This is a genomic window from Streptosporangium sp. NPDC000095 (genome assembly GCF_042899335.1).
GTDB lineage: Bacteria > Actinomycetota > Actinomycetes > Streptosporangiales > Streptosporangiaceae > Streptosporangium.
The window spans coordinates 44,275-60,455 of sequence record NZ_JBIAZS010000014.1; the positions used below are offsets into that span (position 1 = coordinate 44,275).

Consider the following 16,181-nt stretch of genomic DNA (forward strand, 5'->3'; position numbering starts at 1 on the left):
GAGGAGCACCTGGAAAATCCCATAATCTATGGCTTATGTCTGAACGGGGTGAAGGACAGTCAGGGGTCGCGTCCAGTGTCGGGCGTCTCGCCGCCATCGCGGCGGCGGCGGGTCTGCTGGTCGCGGGGATCGCACTACCGGCGGTGGGAGGCGCGGGCCTCGGCATCGTCTCGGCGACCAACGAGCTGAACCTCAGGCCCGAGGATCTCAAGGAACCTCCGCCGGCGGAGGTCTCGATCGTGCAGGACGCCAAGGGCAACGAGATCGCGCGGTTCTACGAGGAGTATCGCGAGGTCGTCAAGCTCGACCAGGTCGCCGAGATCATGAAGACCGCGATCATCTCGATCGAGGACTACCGCTTCTACCAGCACGGGGCGATCGACCTTGAGGGCACGATCCGCGCGTTCGCCAAGAACCTGCACGCGGGCGGGGTGAGCCAGGGCGGCTCCAGCATCACCCAGCAGTACGTCAAGCAGGTCCTGCTCAACTCCGCGGCCACCGACGAGGAGAAGAACAAGGCGCTGGAGGCCAGCTACGCGCGCAAGCTCAACGAGCTGCGCTACGCGATGGCGGTGGAGGAGAAGTACTCCAAGGACGAGATCCTGGAGAAGTATCTGAACATCGCCTACTTCGGCGCGAGCGCCTACGGCGTGGAGGCGGCGGCGAAGCGGTTCTTCGGCGTCAAGGCCGAGAAGCTCACCCTGCCGCAGGCGGCGACGCTGGCCGGCGCCGTGCAGGATCCCAACGCCACCGACCCCAACCGGGGCAAGCAGTATCGCGAGCGGTTGCTGCACCGGCGCAACGTCGTGCTCGACCGGATGGCCGAGCTGGGCAAGATCACCCCGGAAGAGGCGCAGAAGGCGAAGAAGGCGAAGCTCGGCTACAAGGGGACGAAGCTTCCCGGTGGCTGCGAGTCCAGCGACTACCCGTACTTCTGCATCTACGCGCGCAACGAGGTCCTGAACAATCCCGACTTCGGCAAGACGGCCAAGGCCAGGGGGCAGTTCCTCAACCGCGGCGGCCTGACGATCAGGACCACGCTCGACCCGTCCATGCAGGCGGCGGCGGACAAGGCGATCAGGAAGTTGGTCTTCCCCTCCGACAACCCGGTGGCGGCCGAGGCGCTGGTCCAGCCGGGCACCGGGGCGATCAAGGCCATGGCGGCCAGCAGGAAGTACGGCCGGAGCAAGGCCAAGAACGAGATGTCCTACAACCTCGTCGCGGACGCCGCGCACGGTGGCGGCGTCGGCTTCCAGGCGGGCTCGACCTTCAAGACGTTCACGCTGCTCACCGCGCTGAAGCAGGGCATGAAGGTGAACGACGGCTTCAGCGCGGGTGCAGGTTTCCGCGCCTCCGGCTACTCGGCGTTCAAGAACTGCAAGGGCGAGAACATCGGCGACCCGAGCCACACCGTCACCAACGACGAGGGCGCCCCCGGCTGGAAGACCCTGCAGACCGGCACCTGGGGCTCGGTGAACACGTTCTTCATGGAGTTGGAGCAGCGCGTCGGGCTCTGCGAGACGATCAAGACCGCGAAGTCGCTGGGCATCCACCGCTCCGACGGCCTCAAGCTCCTTGAGTACTCGACGTTCACGCTCGGCACCAACGAGATGGACCCGGTGACCGTGGCCAACGCGTACGCCGCGATCGGCGCGCGCGGCAAGTACTGCGCGCCGATGGCGATCACCCGGATCACCGACAGGAACGGCAAGGTCACCGACTACAAGCCCAAGTGCCGCCAGGCCCTCGACCCCGAGGTCGCCGACGCGGCGGCCCACGTGCTGTCCGGCGTGTTCACCAAGGGCACGATGCGGGGCGTCGGCGGCATCGGCCGCGACGCGGCGGGCAAGACCGGCACCACCGACAGTTACGCCACCGCGTGGTTCGCCGGGTTCACCCCCGACCTGGCCGGCGCGGTCAGCATCGGTGACCCGCGCGGCTCGCAGAAGTACAAGCTGAACGGCGTCACGATCGGTGGCCGCTACTACGGCTCGGTCGTCGGCGCCAGCATCTCGGGCCCGATCTGGAAGGAGACGATGCTGGCGGCGCTGAAGAACGTCGAGCCGACGTCCTTCACCCCGCTCAACACGGAGCGGTTCGGCGGATGTGGCCAGAGCTGCCAGCCCGCGCCGCCCCCGTCGAACAACGACGGCCCCGACAACAACGCCGACGGTCCCGACGGTGGCGGCGGCGATGAGGCGCAGGTTCCCATCGGCCAGGGCGAGTAACGGCCGACGGCCGAGCGGGGTCGGGGCGGCCGTCCCGACCCCGCTCGGAGCGCGTCGATCAGACGGTGCCGGGCTCCTCGTCCCGGCCCCGCTCGAGCGTAGTGCCGGGCCCTTCGTCCCAGACCCGCCCGGGAGCGCGTCGATCAGGCGGTGCCGGGCCCTTCACGGCGCCACAGACGCAGTTGCAGGTCGAGCACCACCCTGTCGTCGGGGTCGTCGAGGCGGTAACCGCCCACCTGCTCCAGCCGTGCCACGCGATAGCGAACGGTGTTGGGGTGCACGAGCAGTGAACGCGCCGTGGCGCCCACGTCGCCGAGCGCGCCGAGGTAGGCGGCGACGGTGTCGATGAGACTGCTGCCGTGGCTCCGGTCGTATTTGACCAGGCGAAGGAACCGGTCGTCGGCCAGCAGATCCGTCTCCCCCAGTGTCGTGAGCGCCTCCGACAGCAACACCGCCGTGCGCTGGCCGTCGAGACTGATCACCGGCCGGTCGGGTGTGTGGGCGACGGTCTCGCACACGCGGTCGGCCTCCGCGCGGGCCGCGGCCACGGTCGGCACCGACAGGGACGAGGCGATCGCCGCACGGAAGGTGGCTCCCCGGTGCCGCTCGAACGCCACCAGAGTGCGGCGGGCCCACTTCAGGTAGCGGTCCACCTCGACCTGGCCGGGGAGGACGGCGTACAGGCGGAGTCCGACCGGGGCGACCATCGACTCGTCACGGACGGAGTGGGCGTGCACCGTCAGCATCGTCACCGCCTCGGTGGAGGACAGCCACTGGCGCGCGTCGGCGTCACCGACCGCCTCGAAGGCGACCACGGCGAACTCCCGGGGGGCGTCGAGGCTCAACTGCCGCACGAATCCGGTCTCGTCGCGTTGGGAGCCGGGGGCGAGCATGCGCTGGACGAACTCGGTGCCCATGGTGTGGATGAGACGGCTCTGGCCGACGAGTCGCGCGGCGAAGATCGAGGCCGCGACGAGGTGCTCCTCGGTCTGTTGGGAGAAGGGCCGGTTCGTCTCCTGCATCCAGATGGTGCCGAGGTACTCGCCGGACCGCGGATCGTGCATGCCGACCCCGAGCCTGCGCCGGAACCCGTCCTTCTCGTCCAGCGCCACCGTGGCACGAGGACGCCGTAGCCGGTCGTAGACCCGCATGGCCTGCAGTTCCGCCATGTGTTCCGCCGGGGGTTCGCGCCCGAGGATGGTGAGACGCCGGATGTCGTCGGCCTGGTCGCTGTAGGGGGAGAAGGCGAGCACCCGTCCCTGCACGTCCTCGATGGAGATCAGCGTGCCGGTCATCATGCCGAGCGCCTTGGCCAGTCCGAAGAGGTCGTTGTGCTCGCCGAGCGCGGGACCGGTCCTCCGCGCCAGTCGCTCGTATCCATCGGATTCCCGGACGAAGCGTTCGACCACGGTGACCAGGCGCCACCACGGCGTCCGGTCGGTGATCCCGATGATCGAGACCGGGAGTTCGCGCAGCGACCGCGGGTCGGCGTCCCTGAGCTTCACGACGAGCGCGGCGGGCCGGTGGCGGGCGAGATCGACGGCGGCCTCGACCGCGTCACGGCCGCGGACGCCGAGGAGCAGGACGACGGCACCGTCCATCTCGTGGTCGTCGGGCGGGGTCGTGCCGTCGGACACGTCGAGGGTGACGCAGCCGCCGATGGGGACGTCCAGGCCGCCGGGGGCGTGGACCACCGACACGAAGGGGTCGCGTACGACGTCGAGGAGCTCGGCCAGGGTGGATGACCAGCGCGGATACGCAGATTTCACAGGACCCCGCACTCTGTGACATGGGTGTTATCTACTTGGCCAACTATCTATCAAACAGGACAAAAATATATACATCCCCACAAAGCTTGTGAACAGTTCGGCGTTTTAGGGTGACAGCACCCCCAACGGTCGACCAACCGAAACCCCCAGAAACCAGGAGGACCAACATGGCGTTGGTTCGCATCCGACGCGCCCTCGGCGTTGTCGCCGTAGGCGTGCTCGGCACCACCGTCCTCTCGGCGTGCGGCGGTTCCTCGACGGAATCCGTGTCCGCCTCCGCCCCTGCCTCCGGTGCCGCCGAGTCGCAGGTCTACGTCATCCCTCAGCAGGTCGGTGTCCCGCCGTACAGCTTCCTCGACGACGGCGGCAAACTCGCCGGGCTGCTGCCCGACCTGTCCACCGCGCTCGGCGAGGAGATGGGGGTGACCGTCAAGAACGAGCAGGCGTCGTTCGAGAACTCGCTCCTGGGCCTGCAGCGCGGCGCCTACGCCTGGGTGCCCGGCGCCGACGTCACGGCGGAACGGCTGAAGAAGTTCGACTTCGCCACCACCCTCGTCGAGAGCTACGGCTTCCGTGTCAAGGCCGACGGCATCACCATCGGCGACTCACTCGACGACCTGTGCGGCGTCTCCGTCGCGGTGACCGCGGGTTCGAGCCCGGTGTCGACACTCGAAGACCAGTCCAAGAAGTGCGAGGCCGCCGGGAAGAAGCCCGTCGACGTGCAGACCTTCGCCGACCAGGCGACCGCCGACCTCGCCGTGAAGAGCGGCAGGACCGACGCCTCCACGGCGACCTCCAGCGGCCTGGGCTACCAGACGCGCACCGAGCCCGGCGTGTGGAAGATCACCGGACCGATCTACCAGGCGATCGACATCGGGTTCGCCTCGATGAAGGGCGACGGCATGGCGGCCAAGCTGCAACAGGCCACCGAAGCGCTGATCAAGAACGGTACCTACGCCAAGATCCTCGCCAAGTACGGTACCGAGAACATGTCGATCAAGGCTTCCGTGATCAACCCAGAGCCGCACGCATGAGTGAGGTCAGCACGGCCGGGTCCCCCTCGGAACAGGCGGGAAAGGACGGGACGCCGGAGGACTGGCGCCGGCGGATGGAATCGATCTCACGGCTTCCCCACGGACGTCCGCTCCACCTCGGTCGGCTGACCTTCGCGGTACTGATGGTGGCCGCCGTCGCCGGCCTCGCGATCAGCGTCGCCCGTAACCCCGCCTTCGAGTGGGGCACGGTGGCCGACTACTTCTTCTCCGAGCAGGTCATGAACGGCCTGGTCAACACCATCACGCTGACCGCCCTGTCGATGGGGCTCGCCCTCGTGGTGTCGGTGGTCATCGCGAACATGCGGCTCTCGGCGAACCCCGTCCTGCGCGCCGTCAGCGGGACGTACGTCTGGTTCTTCCGGTCCATCCCGCTGCTGGTCCTGCTCATCCTGTGGTTCAACGTCTCGTTGATCTATCCGACGTTCAGCCTCCCCAATCCCTTCGGCGGAGACCTGTTCGCGCTGGACACGCGCAACCTCATGACCGCCTACTGGTCGGCCGTGCTGGCCTTCGGCCTTCAGCAGGCCGCCTACACCTCGGAGATCATCCGATCGTCACTGCTCGCGGTTCCCCAGGGGCAGCGCGAGGCGGCGCTCGCCCTGGGCATGACGCCGCTGGACACGTTCCGTCGCATCGTCTTCCCCCAGGCGATGAAGATCGCGGTGCCGCCGGTGAGCAACGACCTCATCAACCTGCTGAAGGCCACCTCCCTCGTCGCCTTCATCTCGGTCTCGGACCTGCTCTACAGCGTCCAGCAGATCTACAACCGTACGTTCGAGGTCGTCCCGCTGCTCATGGTGGCGACCATCTGGTACATGATCCTCGTCAGCCTGCTGTCGGTCGCCCAGTACCACCTGGAGCGCACGCTCGGCCGCAGCACCGCCACGACGCGCCGCACCGGGTGAACCGGGATGAGTGAGAGCCAGGTCATGACGACACCGCTGATCAGCGCACTGAACGTCCGCAAGTCCTTCGGCCGGCACACGGTCCTGCACGACGTGTCGCTGGACGTCCACCAGGGGGAGACGGTCTGCCTGCTCGGCCGCTCCGGCAGCGGCAAGAGCACCTTTCTGCGCTGTCTCAACCTGCTCGAACGCACCGACTCGGGGGTGATCATGCTCGACGGTGAGCTGCTCGGCTACGAGGAACGCGGCGGCAAGATCCACCGGCTGTCGGCGCGACGGGAGGCGAGGCAGCGCCGACGCCTCGGCATGGTGTTCCAGCAGTTCAACCTGTTCTCGCACAAGACCGTGTTGGAGAACGTCATCGAAGCGCCCACCCGGGTGCTACGACGCCCGGGTGCGGACGCGCGCCGCCAGGCGCGCGAACTGCTCGCCAGGGTCGGCCTGGCCGAGAAGGCCGACGCCTATCCGGCCCAGCTCTCCGGTGGCCAGCAGCAACGCGTCGCGATCGCCCGTGCCCTCGCGATGAAGCCGCAGGTGCTGCTCTTCGACGAGCCGACCTCGGCGCTCGATCCAGAGATGGTCAACGAGGTGCTGCAGGTCATCCGCGAACTCGTGCTCGACGGGATGACCACCATCATCGTCACCCACGAGATCGGGTTCGCCCGCGAGGTCTGCGACCGGTTCGTGTTCATGGAGGACGGCCGCATCGTCGAGGAAGGCCCGTCCAGCCGGCTGTCCGGCGAGGCCGAGCATCCGAGCACCCGCGACTTCCTCAGCAAGGTCCTCTAGCCCCGGCGCCCGTGGGCGCCGCACATCGTCGTGCGCAGGCACGAGCTCGACAGCATCATCGTGCCCCGGCACGAGCCCGACAGACATCATCGTGCCCAGGCACGAGCTCGACAGAGAGAGGCAGTCATGCCATCGACGGGCGGAGCCATGCCCTCTGTGGCCGTGATCGGTGGCGGGTTCGCCGGACTCGCGGCGGCCCACCAACTGAAGCGGAACGGGTACTCGTTCACCGTGTTCGAGACCGAGGACGGGCCGGGCGGCACCTGGCGCGTCAATCGTTTCCCCGGTGCCGAGGTCGACACTCCGGCCCCGATGTACTCGTTCTCGTTCGCCCCGTACGACTGGTCACGCTCCTACCCCGGCCAGACGGAACTGCAGTCCTACCTTGAGCACGTGGCCGACCGGTTCGGGCTCAGGGCCCACTTCCGGTTCGGCACCACCGTCCGGCGGCTGGTCTGGGAGGAGGACGGCCAGCGCTGGGCCGTGCACCTCGACACCGGTGAGGTGCTGCGTTTCACGGCCGTGGTGACCGCCGTCGGGCTCCTGAACGTCCCGAACGAGCCCGCCTGGCCGGGCCGCGAGCTGTTCACCGGCGACATCTTCCACACGGCGCGGTGGCGCTCCGACGTGACGCTCGACGGACGCCGGGTGGGAGTCGTCGGCACCGGTTCGACGTCCGCCCAGATCGTCGCGGAGCTCGGCGGCCGAGCCAAGCATCTGACGGTGTTCCAGCGTCAGCCCGCATGGGTGGACCCGAAGGTCTCGCTCCCGTTCACCGAGAAGGAACGCGCTCGACGGCGTCACCCGGTGACGCGGCGACTCATCCGGTGGCGGTTGTTCCTGCAGCTGGAACGCAAGTGGCTCGGCGGCAGGATCATCCGGCCCGGCGGGACCGTCGACACCCGGGCGGTCAAGATCTGCCAGGACTACCTCGCAGAGGTCTTCGCCGACCACCCCGACCTCAGGGCGGCTCTGACACCGACCTCGGCCTACCTGGGCAAACGGGCGATCCACAGCTCCACCTTCTATCCGACCCTGCTGCGTGACGACGTCACCCTCGTTCCGCACGCCGTGGAACGAGTGACCGAGACCGGCGTGGTCGACGCCACCGGCCGGGAGCACGAACTCGACGTCGTGATCACCGCGACGGGATTCCGCGCGGCCGAGTTCCTCTGCGGCCTGGAGGTCCACGGGCGCGCGGGCCGCGACCTGAAGGAGAAGTGGGGCGACGACCCCATGGCGTTCCTCGGCATCATGGTGGACGAGATGCCGAACCTCTTCATGATGTACGGCCCCAACACCAACTACTACGCCCCGGTGTTCAACTTCGAGCAGCAGGCGAAGTTCGTGGTGCGCTCCCTGCGGGAGATGCGCCGCCGCGGTGCCAGCGCGGTCGAGGTCAGGCCGGAGGCGGTCAGACGGCTGAACCGCTGGCTGAAGCGTCGTCTGGACGCCAGCTCGTTCGCCCAGGCACCGAACTACTTCCGCTCGGCGAGCGGCCGGGTGGTCACCCAGTGGCCGGACGGCGCCTCGGTCTACTGGTTGCTCACCCGGACCCTGCACGCCCGCTCCGCGCGGTTCTTCCGCGCCCCCAGCGCGTCGGAGTCACCGGACAACCGGCACCTCTCCGTGCCGTGAGGGCCTGTCCCGGATCCTGGGAGGGCGACGTCCCGGCCGTGAGAAGAACCGAACGGCCCCCGCGGCCCATCGGGCCGTCGTGATACGCACACACGGCCCGGACGACGTTCCCCGCACACTCGTCGGGGACACTGTCCGAGCCCGCTGACCGGTTCCCCGTCCGGTTACGTCGCGAGGAACGTTTCGCCTGGTGAAGTGCTGTTTTCTGGCGGGAGGGCCGCTGTGCGCGGGGCGCGGATCGCCCACGCGCCCAAAAGTCTCGGATGTGGGAGAGGCGCGTGCCCGGGGCGTGGAGAGCGCCCGATGAAGGTTTCAGGCCCGGCGCGGTAAGTACAGGTGACCGCATACGCCAGGAAAGGCCAATATGTATGACAACCTTCCGCGAAGACGTCGAGGTCGATGACGCGGCCCTCATCGAGAGGTCGCTGAACGAGCCCGACGTCTTCGCCATCCTGTTCGACCGGCACGCACCACTCCTGCACCGCTATGTGACCAGGCGGCTGGGCCCCAGCGAGGCGGAAGACGTCGTGGCGGACACCTTTCTCGCCGCCTTCCAGCGCCGGAGCGATTACGACAGGGGCCGCTCCGACGCCCGCCCGTGGCTGTACGGCATCGCCTCCAATGTGATCGGCAAACGGCGACGCACCGAGAAGAACCTCTACCGCGCCTACATCCGCAGCGGCGTACATCCGGCGGAGATCCCCGGTGTCCAGGTAGAGGACGGGATCAACACACTGGCCGTCAACCGGCCGTTGGCACAGGCCCTGCTGAAACTCAAACGGGCCGATCGCGACGTGCTGCTGCTCGTCGCCTGGGCCGAACTGAACTACCGGGAGGTCGCCGACGCGCTCGCCATCCCGGTGGGAACCGTGGCCTCGCGACTCAACCGAGCCCGCCTGCAGATCCGTCAGGCCCTGAACCAGGAAGAACGAGGAGAATGACGATGGACGCACTGAAGACCATGTGGGAGACCGTTCCCGCGGCCACCGAGAGCGAACTCGCCGGAGCGCGGCGGCGACTGCTCAGCGGTATTCACTCCCGGCGGCGCCTTGTCACCACCCCCCGGCTGCTGGTCACGGCCGGTGCCGCGGCGACGGCCGTCGCGACGGCACTGGTCCTCGGGAGCGGCGCCCCCGCCTACGCGGTGGCCGAGAGCCCGGACGGCACGTTGACGGTGACCGTCAACGAACTCCACGACCCCGACGGGCTGGAGGCGAAGCTGGCCGCTGCCGGCGTCAAGGCGGATGTGACGTTCCTGACGCCTGGCATGCTGTGCGCGCCTCCCCGGTTCACCGGTGTGGACGCGACCTACGGCGGACCGCCCGCCGACGGACCGGGGGAACTGCGTTCGGCCACGAAGGCGGCGCGTTCGCCCCAGGCCGCCACGGTGACCTCCGTACGGACGATCCGGATCGCCCCTGAGCACATCAGACCGGGCGAGACGCTCGTCATGGAGTTCCGCGACAACCTGAACGCACAGGTGCCCTGGCACCTCGGCATGTGGCTGGCCAAGGCGGGCAGCCCCGTGAAACCGTGCGCGCCCATCAAGGAGATTCGCTGACCTCCTGCCGACGACCGGAGTCGACGACGGCGGTGACGCGGATCTCGACGCGCATCCCCGGGGCGCCGAGAGCCGGAACCCCGATCTCGGTCCAGATGGGGGCGCGATCCCCCATGCGCTCGCGGAACTGCTCCACCATGACGCGGTTGTGGGTCTCCCCGATGAAGCCGGGGGATTCGGGGACGTGGTACGAGTTCACGGCGATGACGTCACGCCAGGTGGCGCCCGCCTGGGCGAGGGTTCGCTCGACGTTCTCGAAGGCCAGCACGATTTCGTCCTCGAGGGCCTCGGGGAAGTTCCAGTCGTCGTCCAGCCCTCCCTGACCCGAGGTCTCGACGCGGTCGCCGATGCGTACCGCCTGGTTGTAGTGCATGTTGGCCAGTTGCTTCGTGCCGTACCCCGGAGGGGCGAAAAACTCCGGCGTGCTCATGGCGATCCTCTCGATTGACTTCACGCGTGAAGTCAACGTATCAGAATTTTACTTCACGCGTGAAGTCATGGCCGCCCGGTAGGGTGTCTCCATGGCCACCACCACGACCCCGGACCCCGGCGAGGACACCGCTGACGAGCGGCTGTGGCTCACCGCGGACGAGAAGGACGGCTGGACCGGGCTGGTCTCGCTGGTGCTGCTGCTCCCGGGACGGCTGGAGTCACCGCTGCAGCGCGAGGCCGGTCTGACCCTCTTCGAATACCTGACTCTCAGCCACATCTCGGAGGCCCCGGAGCGCCGCCTGCGGATGAGCGAGCTGGCCTACCTGGCCAACGGCTCCCTCTCACGCCTGTCCAACGTCATCAAGCGGTTCGAGCAGCGGGGCTGGGTGGAGCGTTCGCCCGATCCCGATGACGGCAGATACACCCTCGCCGCTCTCACCGACGTCGGCTACGAAGTGGTCGTCGCCGCCGCGCCCATACATGTTCGTTCGGTGCGGAAGTACGTGCTCGACCCGCTCACCGCCGCCGACCAGCGGGCGCTCGCCCGCATCGCCGCAAAGCTACGGGTACGACCCGTCGACCTGGCCTGAGCCCGCCCTGTGGATCTCACGGTTCGGTGGCGTCGTCTTCACCGGACTCGTCAGACGTTCTGCCCTGCTGGACGGAAAGCGTCCAGGAGTGTGACTTAAAAATCGCTCGCCAACTCGACTTTCCGCTTGAGGCCGTTTCCCTGCCTGGCAGGCCAGATGCCGTCATGTTGTAGACGGCCGACAACAATTCCCGGGGACACGCCTATGTCACCGGCGAATGCGCGAACCGAACCCAGGGACTTCAAAGAGCGAAGCTTTGTAAGATGCTTCTTTGGAATCAGTAGGTCACAGGAAAACTGATCGGCCTCCTCTTCTTTTGGGTCATCATCGGAGATGCTGTTCTCGATCCAGGTGTCGCTCTTCCCGTGCAATAAAATATGACCCATCTCGTGGAAGAAGGTGAACCAGAGATGGTCGTCGGTCTTGTATCGGAGGCTGAGTAGGAGCATGGCCTTTTCGCTGGATATCCACCTGGTGGCCCCGCTTGCGCGCGCGCCGGTGATCTCCCTGACAAAGACCACTGCCACTCCGTGCTGCGCGCAGATGTCCCGCATTATCGGAACCATGAGTTCGGGAGGCTGAGAGGTCAGCTGTAGCAGCCGAGGAAGCGCACGACGAAGGCCCAGGCTGTCGAATGGCTTGCATTCGATATCGCGTGCGGCGAGCTCGCCCAGACGTAGCCAAGAGGCAACCGCGCCGGGGTCGGCCTCGAAGGACTTTGTCTGACGGAAATCGGCGGCGGGCCTCTCGTAAAGATCGCGCCATGTCGTCAAATGCGCGACACCAAAGAAGGCGAATAACTGTTGAACCCGTGAGATCTTGTCTTTCGGTTCCTCTGGAAGAGCGCCTCGTTTGACAAGCTCGCGAACCGGCATCTCATCCAGCCAGGAGACCGCGTCCAACATCTCGTGCTCCATGCGCAGGCGCTGCTGGGCGGACTGGTAGTCGGCCTCCAGACGGTTCCAGAGCTTCGCGGGCATGCCGGTGACCAGTTCCAGGCGTTGCGCGATCTCGTGACTTAGTGGCACAAGCCCCTGAACCAACCTATTAACATGCTTCGCGCTGAGGCCCAGTCTGGTGGCGAGTTCACGCTGGGTCATCCCAAGCTCGTCGAGATGCTCCCGGATGGTCTCCCCAGGTGGCACGGCGTAGTCGGGGGCGCCGGAAGGATGGAATTCAGGTGTCGACATCGGCTTCTACGCTCCTTTCGTGCTTCGTGGTCATCCGTGATAGTCGACGATCTCTATGACCAGTGCGGCCTCCTTTTCTTCCAGTTCCTGGCCTGTCTTCTCTTCGGAGGTCATGAGCCGGAACACGAGGCGCCAGCCCTGATGAAGATCCATCGCGTGGCAACCCGCGTAGTCGCCGCGCAGCGGGTGGCAGCGTCCCGGCAGGTGAAAGAGATCGTCCAGAGTGTCCGCGACGCGGAGGGCCTGCAGACGCTGCCTGAGCTTCCGAGCTCCTTCGGCGCCGTAGACCTTGCGCATCTCCCTGTCAGACTCGCAGACGAGTTGGAGACGACGGTCCGCATAGAACACCTCCAACTGCGTCGGCCCTCTCCCGAGTATTAACCAATCTGGTAAACGAAGCACTACCCCACGCGGACAAGATAGCGTCACGGTCTGTTGCCCGAGAGGTGTTCTCCGAAGGCACATCGCCACAGGCAGGGCTATGTTCCGGCGTCCGGGGCACCCGTTGGGTCGAGGAGGGCGACCTGGAGGAAGTACTCGGTGGCGGCGGTTTGGTCGCCTGCGATCGATGCGTCCGCCCAGGTTTGCTCTCAGCAGACTGTTCAAAGAAGCCTTGGCGCAGCAAGGCACGCAAGATGAGCTGCTCCGGCGAGGACACCTGGGGGAACCCCTACACCGCCCGCTGGCAACCGTTCCGGTGTGGCTTGAAAGCGGAGAGTGCCGTCGGGCAGGTGATCTCATGATCCGGCGACGGCCCGTCCGCTCTCGCGGACGCCACCGCGACGGCCAGGCCGCCCTGCCCGTACCCCACCACACCTGGGGCCACGAGGCGCGTGCCGAGGCCGCGATGCTGGAGATCACCCGGCCCGGCTGGTCCGTCCTGTACGGCACGGGCAGCCGCCTCTTCCACGCCATCGCCACCTGGCCCACCCCCGAACCGCTGATCATCTGTGACCGTACGGTCGAAGGACTGAAGGCGCAGATGCGCGAGGCCGAGACGACCGTGTTGCATCGCTGGGCGCTGACCTCCACCTCGGTCACCATCGGTCACTTCTGACGAACGACCCCGTCTTCCCCGTCCCTTCCCAGGGCCGGGGAAGACGGGGTCGTCGTGCCGGTGAAGACGTACCGCGTGCGGTGAAGCGCGGTACGTGACGGGGTGGGGCCGTGTCCGGTTCGGGCTACGCGTCGAAGCGGCGGCGGGAGTCCTCGATGTGGCCGAGATATCGGCTGGTCCAGTCGCACATGCCGTCAACCGTCTTGCGTAGCGCCTGGCCCGACTCCATGAGGGTGTACTCGACCCGTGGCGGCACGGTGGGGTGCACCTCCCGCTCGACCAGGCCGTTGCGCTCCAGCATGCGCAGGTTCTGGGTGAGCATCTTGTGGCTGATGCCGTCGATCTCGTTCCGCAACTCGCCGAAGCGCAGGGTGCGGTCCCCCAGGGTCTCGATGATCAGGAGTGCCCACTTGTTGGCGATGTCCGAGAAGATCTCCCGCGCCAGGGAGTCCGCGCGGGTCAGGTCCGCGTCCTGGGCCGAGCCGCTGAACTGCTTGGTCACCATAAGGTTCCCCAGTCACTGAAAAGTGCGTTCTTCCATGTCAGTGCACACTCTCCTATGGTTCCCAAGTAACCACAAGAGACCGAGAGTGTTCGGGGTCGCCGGAAGCGGGCCCGAGGACTCTCCTGAGGAGGGAGTGGGCAGCATGGCCATCACCCTGGTGAACCCCGCCGGACTGCCGGAGATCGATGTCTACCGGCAGGTGTCGATCGCGACCGGGACGAAGCTGGTCTTCGTCGCCGGACAGGTCGCCTGGGACGCCGGCGGGGTCACGGTCGGCGAAGACGACCTCGCGGCTCAGGTCGAGCGGTGTTACCTCAACATCGGCACGGCCCTGGCCGAGGTCGGCGCCTCCTTCGAGGACGTGGCGAAACTGACCGCCTACGTCGTCGACTGGACCCCCGACAAGATGCCGCTGTTCCTGGAGGGGGTCGCTCGGGCGGCCGCGAAGCTGGGGGTCACCCCGGTCGCTCCGGCCACGCTGCTGGGTGTCGCGGCGCTGGCCGTACCCGACCTTCTGGTCGAGGTCGAGGCCACCGCGATCATCGACTGAGTCCGGCGCGACAGGGTCCGGATCGCCGTGTCATCGCCCGCGGACCACATCCCCTCCCCGCTCGGCGGGCGATCCGGGTGGGGTGAGGGTCAGGTGCGGCGTGCGGCCCAGACGGTGCGTTCGGTACGTACCGAGAGGTCGTCGCGGCGCAGGATGCTGTCGGGACCGCTCGTGTCGAGCAGCCGGTCGAGTGCGGCGAGGTCTTCGGCGGAGAGCGTGTCCGCGACGGCGCCGCGGACGCGCCGAAGGGTGCTCAGCGCGTAACGGCCGACGGCTTCGTTGTGGGTGCCGTCGATGTTCACGATGACGGTGCGCTCGCCGTCGAGGGTGAACCCGGCGGCGGTGAGCATCGGTCCCCAGTCGGCGCCCCGATGAGGCATGTGTTCGGCGTGGAAGCGGTCGGTCGCGGCGTGGCAGCGGTCCTCCAGGCCGGGCCGCTCTTCGGGGGCGTCTTCCGGCAGGAACCGGGGAAAGCCGGCCAGCTCGACGACGGCGAACAGACCGCCGGACGGGAGCATGTCGTGGACGTTGCGCAGGGCATGGCCGGGGTCGGCCATGTGATGCATCGAGGCCGAGGCCCAGACCAGGTCCGGCGTACCGAGGTCGGGCCAGTCGGCGGCGTCGAGGTCGGCCTGCACGGTGCGTACGCGGTCGTCCATGTCCCGGGCACATGCCTTCTTGCGCAGGCGCTGCAGGTGTTCGGGTGAGGCGTCGACGGCGATGACGTGCGCTTCGGGGAAACGGTCGAGGAGGGCGAAGGTGCCCGTTCCCGTGCCGCAGCCCAGGTCCACGATGTGGCGCGGGCCGGTCTTCAGCGGCAGCCATGCGGTGATGGACGCGATGTGCTCGGCGAGGACTTCCGCGTCCAGGTCGAGGATCTCCGCCTGGTCGGCGTCGTCCTGCCGGTGACGGTCGTCTTGCGTGTGGTGGTCGTGTCGGTGGTGGTCGTGCTGCGCACCGTGGGAGGCATGCGAGTGTGCTTGGGTCATGCCGTCACCGTAAGACGGATTTGCTGCAAAAGCATGATGGCTCCCGGAACGCGCAAGTTATCGATGCGAGACGGTGCCCCATGCGCAAGGCGCATCCGTACACGGAGGGTGCGCGTCGCCGTCATCGGCGGAGTTCGGGGGAGTCGCCGTCGTTGTCGCGCTGGTGTCCTCGGCGGGCGTCGCGGTCGAAGATACCCAGAAGTTCACACGGCCCGCCTTCGGCACCGATGGCGTGCGGCAACATCGTCGGGAACTCGGCGGCCTGGTTGGTCTCAAGGCGGAAGCGCCGGTGGCCCAGCATGAGGATCGCGGTGCCGGAGAGGACGACCAGCCATTCCCGGCCGGGGTGGGCGCGCATGCGCGAGGGGTTGTCGGGCGGTGGCTCGGTCATGCGCTGGCGTATGACGCTCATGTCGGGGTCGCTCTTCACCGGCCAGCGCAGCCGGCCGTGGGCGCCGTCGACGATCGGGCTGATCACGACGTCGTCGGTCGCGTTCTCGACGAGCTGGTCGAGGGTGGTGTCCAAGGCGCGGGCGAGGGTGACGAGCTGGTCCAGGGCGAGGCGTCGCTGCCCGTTCTCGATGCGGCTCAGTGAGGACTGGCTGAGGTTGGCGCGGCCGGCCAGCTCTTCCAGGGACCAGCCCTGTGCGACGCGCAGGGCGCGGATGCGTTTGCGGACAAGGCTGTCCAGATCTCCGATTTCTTGCATCACGGGCAAAATAGTATGCCCATGATGCAAGGCAGGGTTAACGTCGTGTGCGGAAGACCGGCGCCGAGTTCGTCGAGAGCCGGGCAGGCAGCCACTTCATCTGCTTCGCCGACGACTACCCCGCCGTCGCCGACCGGATCCGCGACTTCCTGACCTCGAAACCGTCGCGTCACGGCTGAACCGGTCAACGCCGCCACGGCGGTCTCGCCGGGCC

At 67.4% G+C, this 16,181-nt stretch carries 18 protein-coding genes; 11 read left to right on the forward strand and 7 right to left on the reverse strand.

Going from position 1 to position 16,181, the window contains the following annotated elements; translation table 11 throughout:
- Positions 1 to 35: 35 nt before the first annotated feature.
- A complete protein-coding gene (locus tag ACFY3V_RS27970) occupies positions 36 to 2,228 on the forward strand; it encodes a transglycosylase domain-containing protein (RefSeq protein WP_362898070.1) in 2,193 nt (730 codons plus the stop codon).
- A gap of 143 nt (positions 2,229 to 2,371) precedes the next feature.
- Here the strand turns inward: ACFY3V_RS27970 and ACFY3V_RS27975 are convergent, their stop codons facing one another.
- A complete protein-coding gene (locus ACFY3V_RS27975; RefSeq protein ID WP_389777686.1) occupies positions 2,372 to 3,997 on the reverse strand; it encodes a PucR family transcriptional regulator in 1,626 nt (541 codons plus the stop codon).
- Between the two features lie 167 nt (positions 3,998 to 4,164).
- On the opposite strand from ACFY3V_RS27975, the gene ACFY3V_RS27980 reads away from it, so the two are divergent.
- The 6 genes from ACFY3V_RS27980 (at position 4,165) to ACFY3V_RS28005 (ending at position 9,945) form a co-directional block, all read left to right on the forward strand.
- A complete protein-coding gene (locus ACFY3V_RS27980; RefSeq protein ID WP_362898066.1) occupies positions 4,165 to 5,031 on the forward strand; it encodes a transporter substrate-binding domain-containing protein in 867 nt (288 codons plus the stop codon).
- On the forward strand, positions 5,028 to 5,957 hold the full coding sequence (locus tag ACFY3V_RS27985; protein WP_362898064.1) for an amino acid ABC transporter permease: 930 nt from the start codon (positions 5,028 to 5,030) through the stop codon (positions 5,955 to 5,957). Before ACFY3V_RS27980 ends, ACFY3V_RS27985 begins: the two co-directional genes overlap by 4 nt.
- A gap of 6 nt (positions 5,958 to 5,963) precedes the next feature.
- On the forward strand, positions 5,964 to 6,746 hold the full coding sequence (locus ACFY3V_RS27990) for an amino acid ABC transporter ATP-binding protein (protein WP_350941593.1): 783 nt from the start codon (positions 5,964 to 5,966) through the stop codon (positions 6,744 to 6,746).
- Positions 6,747 to 6,893: 147 nt separating this feature from the next.
- On the forward strand, positions 6,894 to 8,384 hold the full coding sequence (locus ACFY3V_RS27995; RefSeq protein ID WP_389777690.1) for a flavin-containing monooxygenase: 1,491 nt from the start codon (positions 6,894 to 6,896) through the stop codon (positions 8,382 to 8,384).
- Positions 8,385 to 8,752: 368 nt separating this feature from the next.
- Entirely contained in the window at positions 8,753 to 9,325 is a 573-nt protein-coding gene (locus tag ACFY3V_RS28000; protein ID WP_362898060.1) for an RNA polymerase sigma factor, read from the forward strand.
- 2 nt (positions 9,326 to 9,327) lie between these two features.
- Positions 9,328 to 9,945 carry a hypothetical protein gene (locus tag ACFY3V_RS28005; protein ID WP_389777692.1) on the forward strand — a complete coding sequence of 206 codons (618 nt, stop codon included), beginning with the start codon at positions 9,328 to 9,330 and terminating at the stop codon, positions 9,943 to 9,945.
- On the opposite strand, the gene ACFY3V_RS28010 is transcribed toward ACFY3V_RS28005, so the two are convergent.
- Complete coding sequence (locus ACFY3V_RS28010) at positions 9,929 to 10,399, reverse strand: Rid family hydrolase (RefSeq protein WP_362898056.1); 471 nt, start codon at positions 10,397 to 10,399, stop codon at positions 9,929 to 9,931. The genes ACFY3V_RS28005 and ACFY3V_RS28010 overlap by 17 nt on opposite strands.
- A 67-nt stretch (positions 10,400 to 10,466) precedes the next feature.
- Here ACFY3V_RS28010 and ACFY3V_RS28015 point away from each other — a divergent pair, with 67 nt between their 5' ends.
- On the forward strand, positions 10,467 to 10,967 hold the full coding sequence (locus ACFY3V_RS28015; protein ID WP_362898054.1) for a MarR family transcriptional regulator: 501 nt from the start codon (positions 10,467 to 10,469) through the stop codon (positions 10,965 to 10,967).
- Positions 10,968 to 11,062: 95 nt separating this feature from the next.
- Here ACFY3V_RS28015 and ACFY3V_RS28020 read toward each other — a convergent pair whose 3' ends face one another.
- Together ACFY3V_RS28020 and ACFY3V_RS28025 are read right to left on the reverse strand one after the other, a co-directional pair.
- The gene (locus tag ACFY3V_RS28020) at positions 11,063 to 12,157 is read right to left on the reverse strand and encodes an ImmA/IrrE family metallo-endopeptidase (RefSeq protein ID WP_389777695.1); all 1,095 of its coding nucleotides are present in this window, start codon (positions 12,155 to 12,157) and stop codon (positions 11,063 to 11,065) included.
- A gap of 30 nt (positions 12,158 to 12,187) precedes the next feature.
- A complete protein-coding gene (locus ACFY3V_RS28025) occupies positions 12,188 to 12,454 on the reverse strand; it encodes a type II toxin-antitoxin system RelE/ParE family toxin (RefSeq protein ID WP_389777697.1) in 267 nt (88 codons plus the stop codon).
- Between the two features lie 442 nt (positions 12,455 to 12,896).
- Between ACFY3V_RS28025 and ACFY3V_RS28030 the strand changes: the two genes are divergently transcribed.
- The gene (locus ACFY3V_RS28030; RefSeq protein WP_389777699.1) at positions 12,897 to 13,214 is read left to right on the forward strand and encodes a hypothetical protein; all 318 of its coding nucleotides are present in this window, start codon (positions 12,897 to 12,899) and stop codon (positions 13,212 to 13,214) included.
- A 124-nt stretch (positions 13,215 to 13,338) separates the two neighbouring features.
- Here the strand turns inward: ACFY3V_RS28030 and ACFY3V_RS28035 are convergent, their stop codons facing one another.
- Positions 13,339 to 13,719: a helix-turn-helix domain-containing protein gene (locus ACFY3V_RS28035; protein WP_350941585.1), complete on the reverse strand. Its 381-nt coding sequence runs from the start codon at positions 13,717 to 13,719 to the stop codon at positions 13,339 to 13,341.
- A gap of 142 nt (positions 13,720 to 13,861) precedes the next feature.
- On the opposite strand from ACFY3V_RS28035, the gene ACFY3V_RS28040 reads away from it, so the two are divergent.
- Positions 13,862 to 14,269 carry a RidA family protein gene (locus tag ACFY3V_RS28040; RefSeq protein ID WP_350941584.1) on the forward strand — a complete coding sequence of 136 codons (408 nt, stop codon included), beginning with the start codon at positions 13,862 to 13,864 and terminating at the stop codon, positions 14,267 to 14,269.
- Between the two features lie 89 nt (positions 14,270 to 14,358).
- Here the strand turns inward: ACFY3V_RS28040 and ACFY3V_RS28045 are convergent, their stop codons facing one another.
- Both ACFY3V_RS28045 and ACFY3V_RS28050 read right to left on the reverse strand, forming a co-directional pair.
- A complete protein-coding gene (locus ACFY3V_RS28045) occupies positions 14,359 to 15,258 on the reverse strand; it encodes a methyltransferase domain-containing protein (protein ID WP_362898039.1) in 900 nt (299 codons plus the stop codon).
- Positions 15,259 to 15,379: 121 nt separating this feature from the next.
- Positions 15,380 to 15,967, reverse strand: coding sequence for an XRE family transcriptional regulator (locus tag ACFY3V_RS28050; RefSeq protein WP_362898297.1), 588 nt, complete (start codon positions 15,965 to 15,967; stop codon positions 15,380 to 15,382).
- A 47-nt stretch (positions 15,968 to 16,014) separates the two neighbouring features.
- Between ACFY3V_RS28050 and ACFY3V_RS28055 the strand changes: the two genes are divergently transcribed.
- Complete coding sequence (locus ACFY3V_RS28055) at positions 16,015 to 16,146, forward strand: hypothetical protein (RefSeq protein WP_389777703.1); 132 nt, start codon at positions 16,015 to 16,017, stop codon at positions 16,144 to 16,146.
- The last annotated feature ends 35 nt before the right edge of the window (positions 16,147 to 16,181 follow it).

What these genes read in the sequence shown, in the direction of transcription:
- ACFY3V_RS28035 (WP_350941585.1), bottom strand. Translation starts at nt 13,719, where the DNA reads ATGGTGACCAAGCAGTTCAGCGGCTCGGCCCAGGACGCGGACCTGACC.
- ACFY3V_RS27985 (WP_362898064.1), top strand. Translation starts at nt 5,028, where the DNA reads ATGAGTGAGGTCAGCACGGCCGGGTCCCCCTCGGAACAGGCGGGAAAG.
- ACFY3V_RS28045 (WP_362898039.1), bottom strand. Translation starts at nt 15,258, where the DNA reads ATGACCCAAGCACACTCGCATGCCTCCCACGGTGCGCAGCACGACCAC.
- ACFY3V_RS28005 (WP_389777692.1), top strand. Translation starts at nt 9,328, where the DNA reads ATGGACGCACTGAAGACCATGTGGGAGACCGTTCCCGCGGCCACCGAG.
- ACFY3V_RS28000 (WP_362898060.1), top strand. Translation starts at nt 8,753, where the DNA reads ATGACAACCTTCCGCGAAGACGTCGAGGTCGATGACGCGGCCCTCATC.
- ACFY3V_RS27995 (WP_389777690.1), top strand. Translation starts at nt 6,894, where the DNA reads ATGCCCTCTGTGGCCGTGATCGGTGGCGGGTTCGCCGGACTCGCGGCG.
- ACFY3V_RS28015 (WP_362898054.1), top strand. Translation starts at nt 10,467, where the DNA reads ATGGCCACCACCACGACCCCGGACCCCGGCGAGGACACCGCTGACGAG.
- ACFY3V_RS28040 (WP_350941584.1), top strand. Translation starts at nt 13,862, where the DNA reads ATGGCCATCACCCTGGTGAACCCCGCCGGACTGCCGGAGATCGATGTC.
- ACFY3V_RS27970 (WP_362898070.1), top strand. Translation starts at nt 36, where the DNA reads ATGTCTGAACGGGGTGAAGGACAGTCAGGGGTCGCGTCCAGTGTCGGG.
- ACFY3V_RS27980 (WP_362898066.1), top strand. Translation starts at nt 4,165, where the DNA reads ATGGCGTTGGTTCGCATCCGACGCGCCCTCGGCGTTGTCGCCGTAGGC.
- ACFY3V_RS28050 (WP_362898297.1), bottom strand. Translation starts at nt 15,967, where the DNA reads ATGCAAGAAATCGGAGATCTGGACAGCCTTGTCCGCAAACGCATCCGC.
- ACFY3V_RS27990 (WP_350941593.1), top strand. Translation starts at nt 5,964, where the DNA reads ATGAGTGAGAGCCAGGTCATGACGACACCGCTGATCAGCGCACTGAAC.
- ACFY3V_RS28030 (WP_389777699.1), top strand. Translation starts at nt 12,897, where the DNA reads ATGATCCGGCGACGGCCCGTCCGCTCTCGCGGACGCCACCGCGACGGC.
- ACFY3V_RS28020 (WP_389777695.1), bottom strand. Translation starts at nt 12,157, where the DNA reads ATGTCGACACCTGAATTCCATCCTTCCGGCGCCCCCGACTACGCCGTG.
- ACFY3V_RS28025 (WP_389777697.1), bottom strand. Translation starts at nt 12,454, where the DNA reads ATGCGCAAGGTCTACGGCGCCGAAGGAGCTCGGAAGCTCAGGCAGCGT.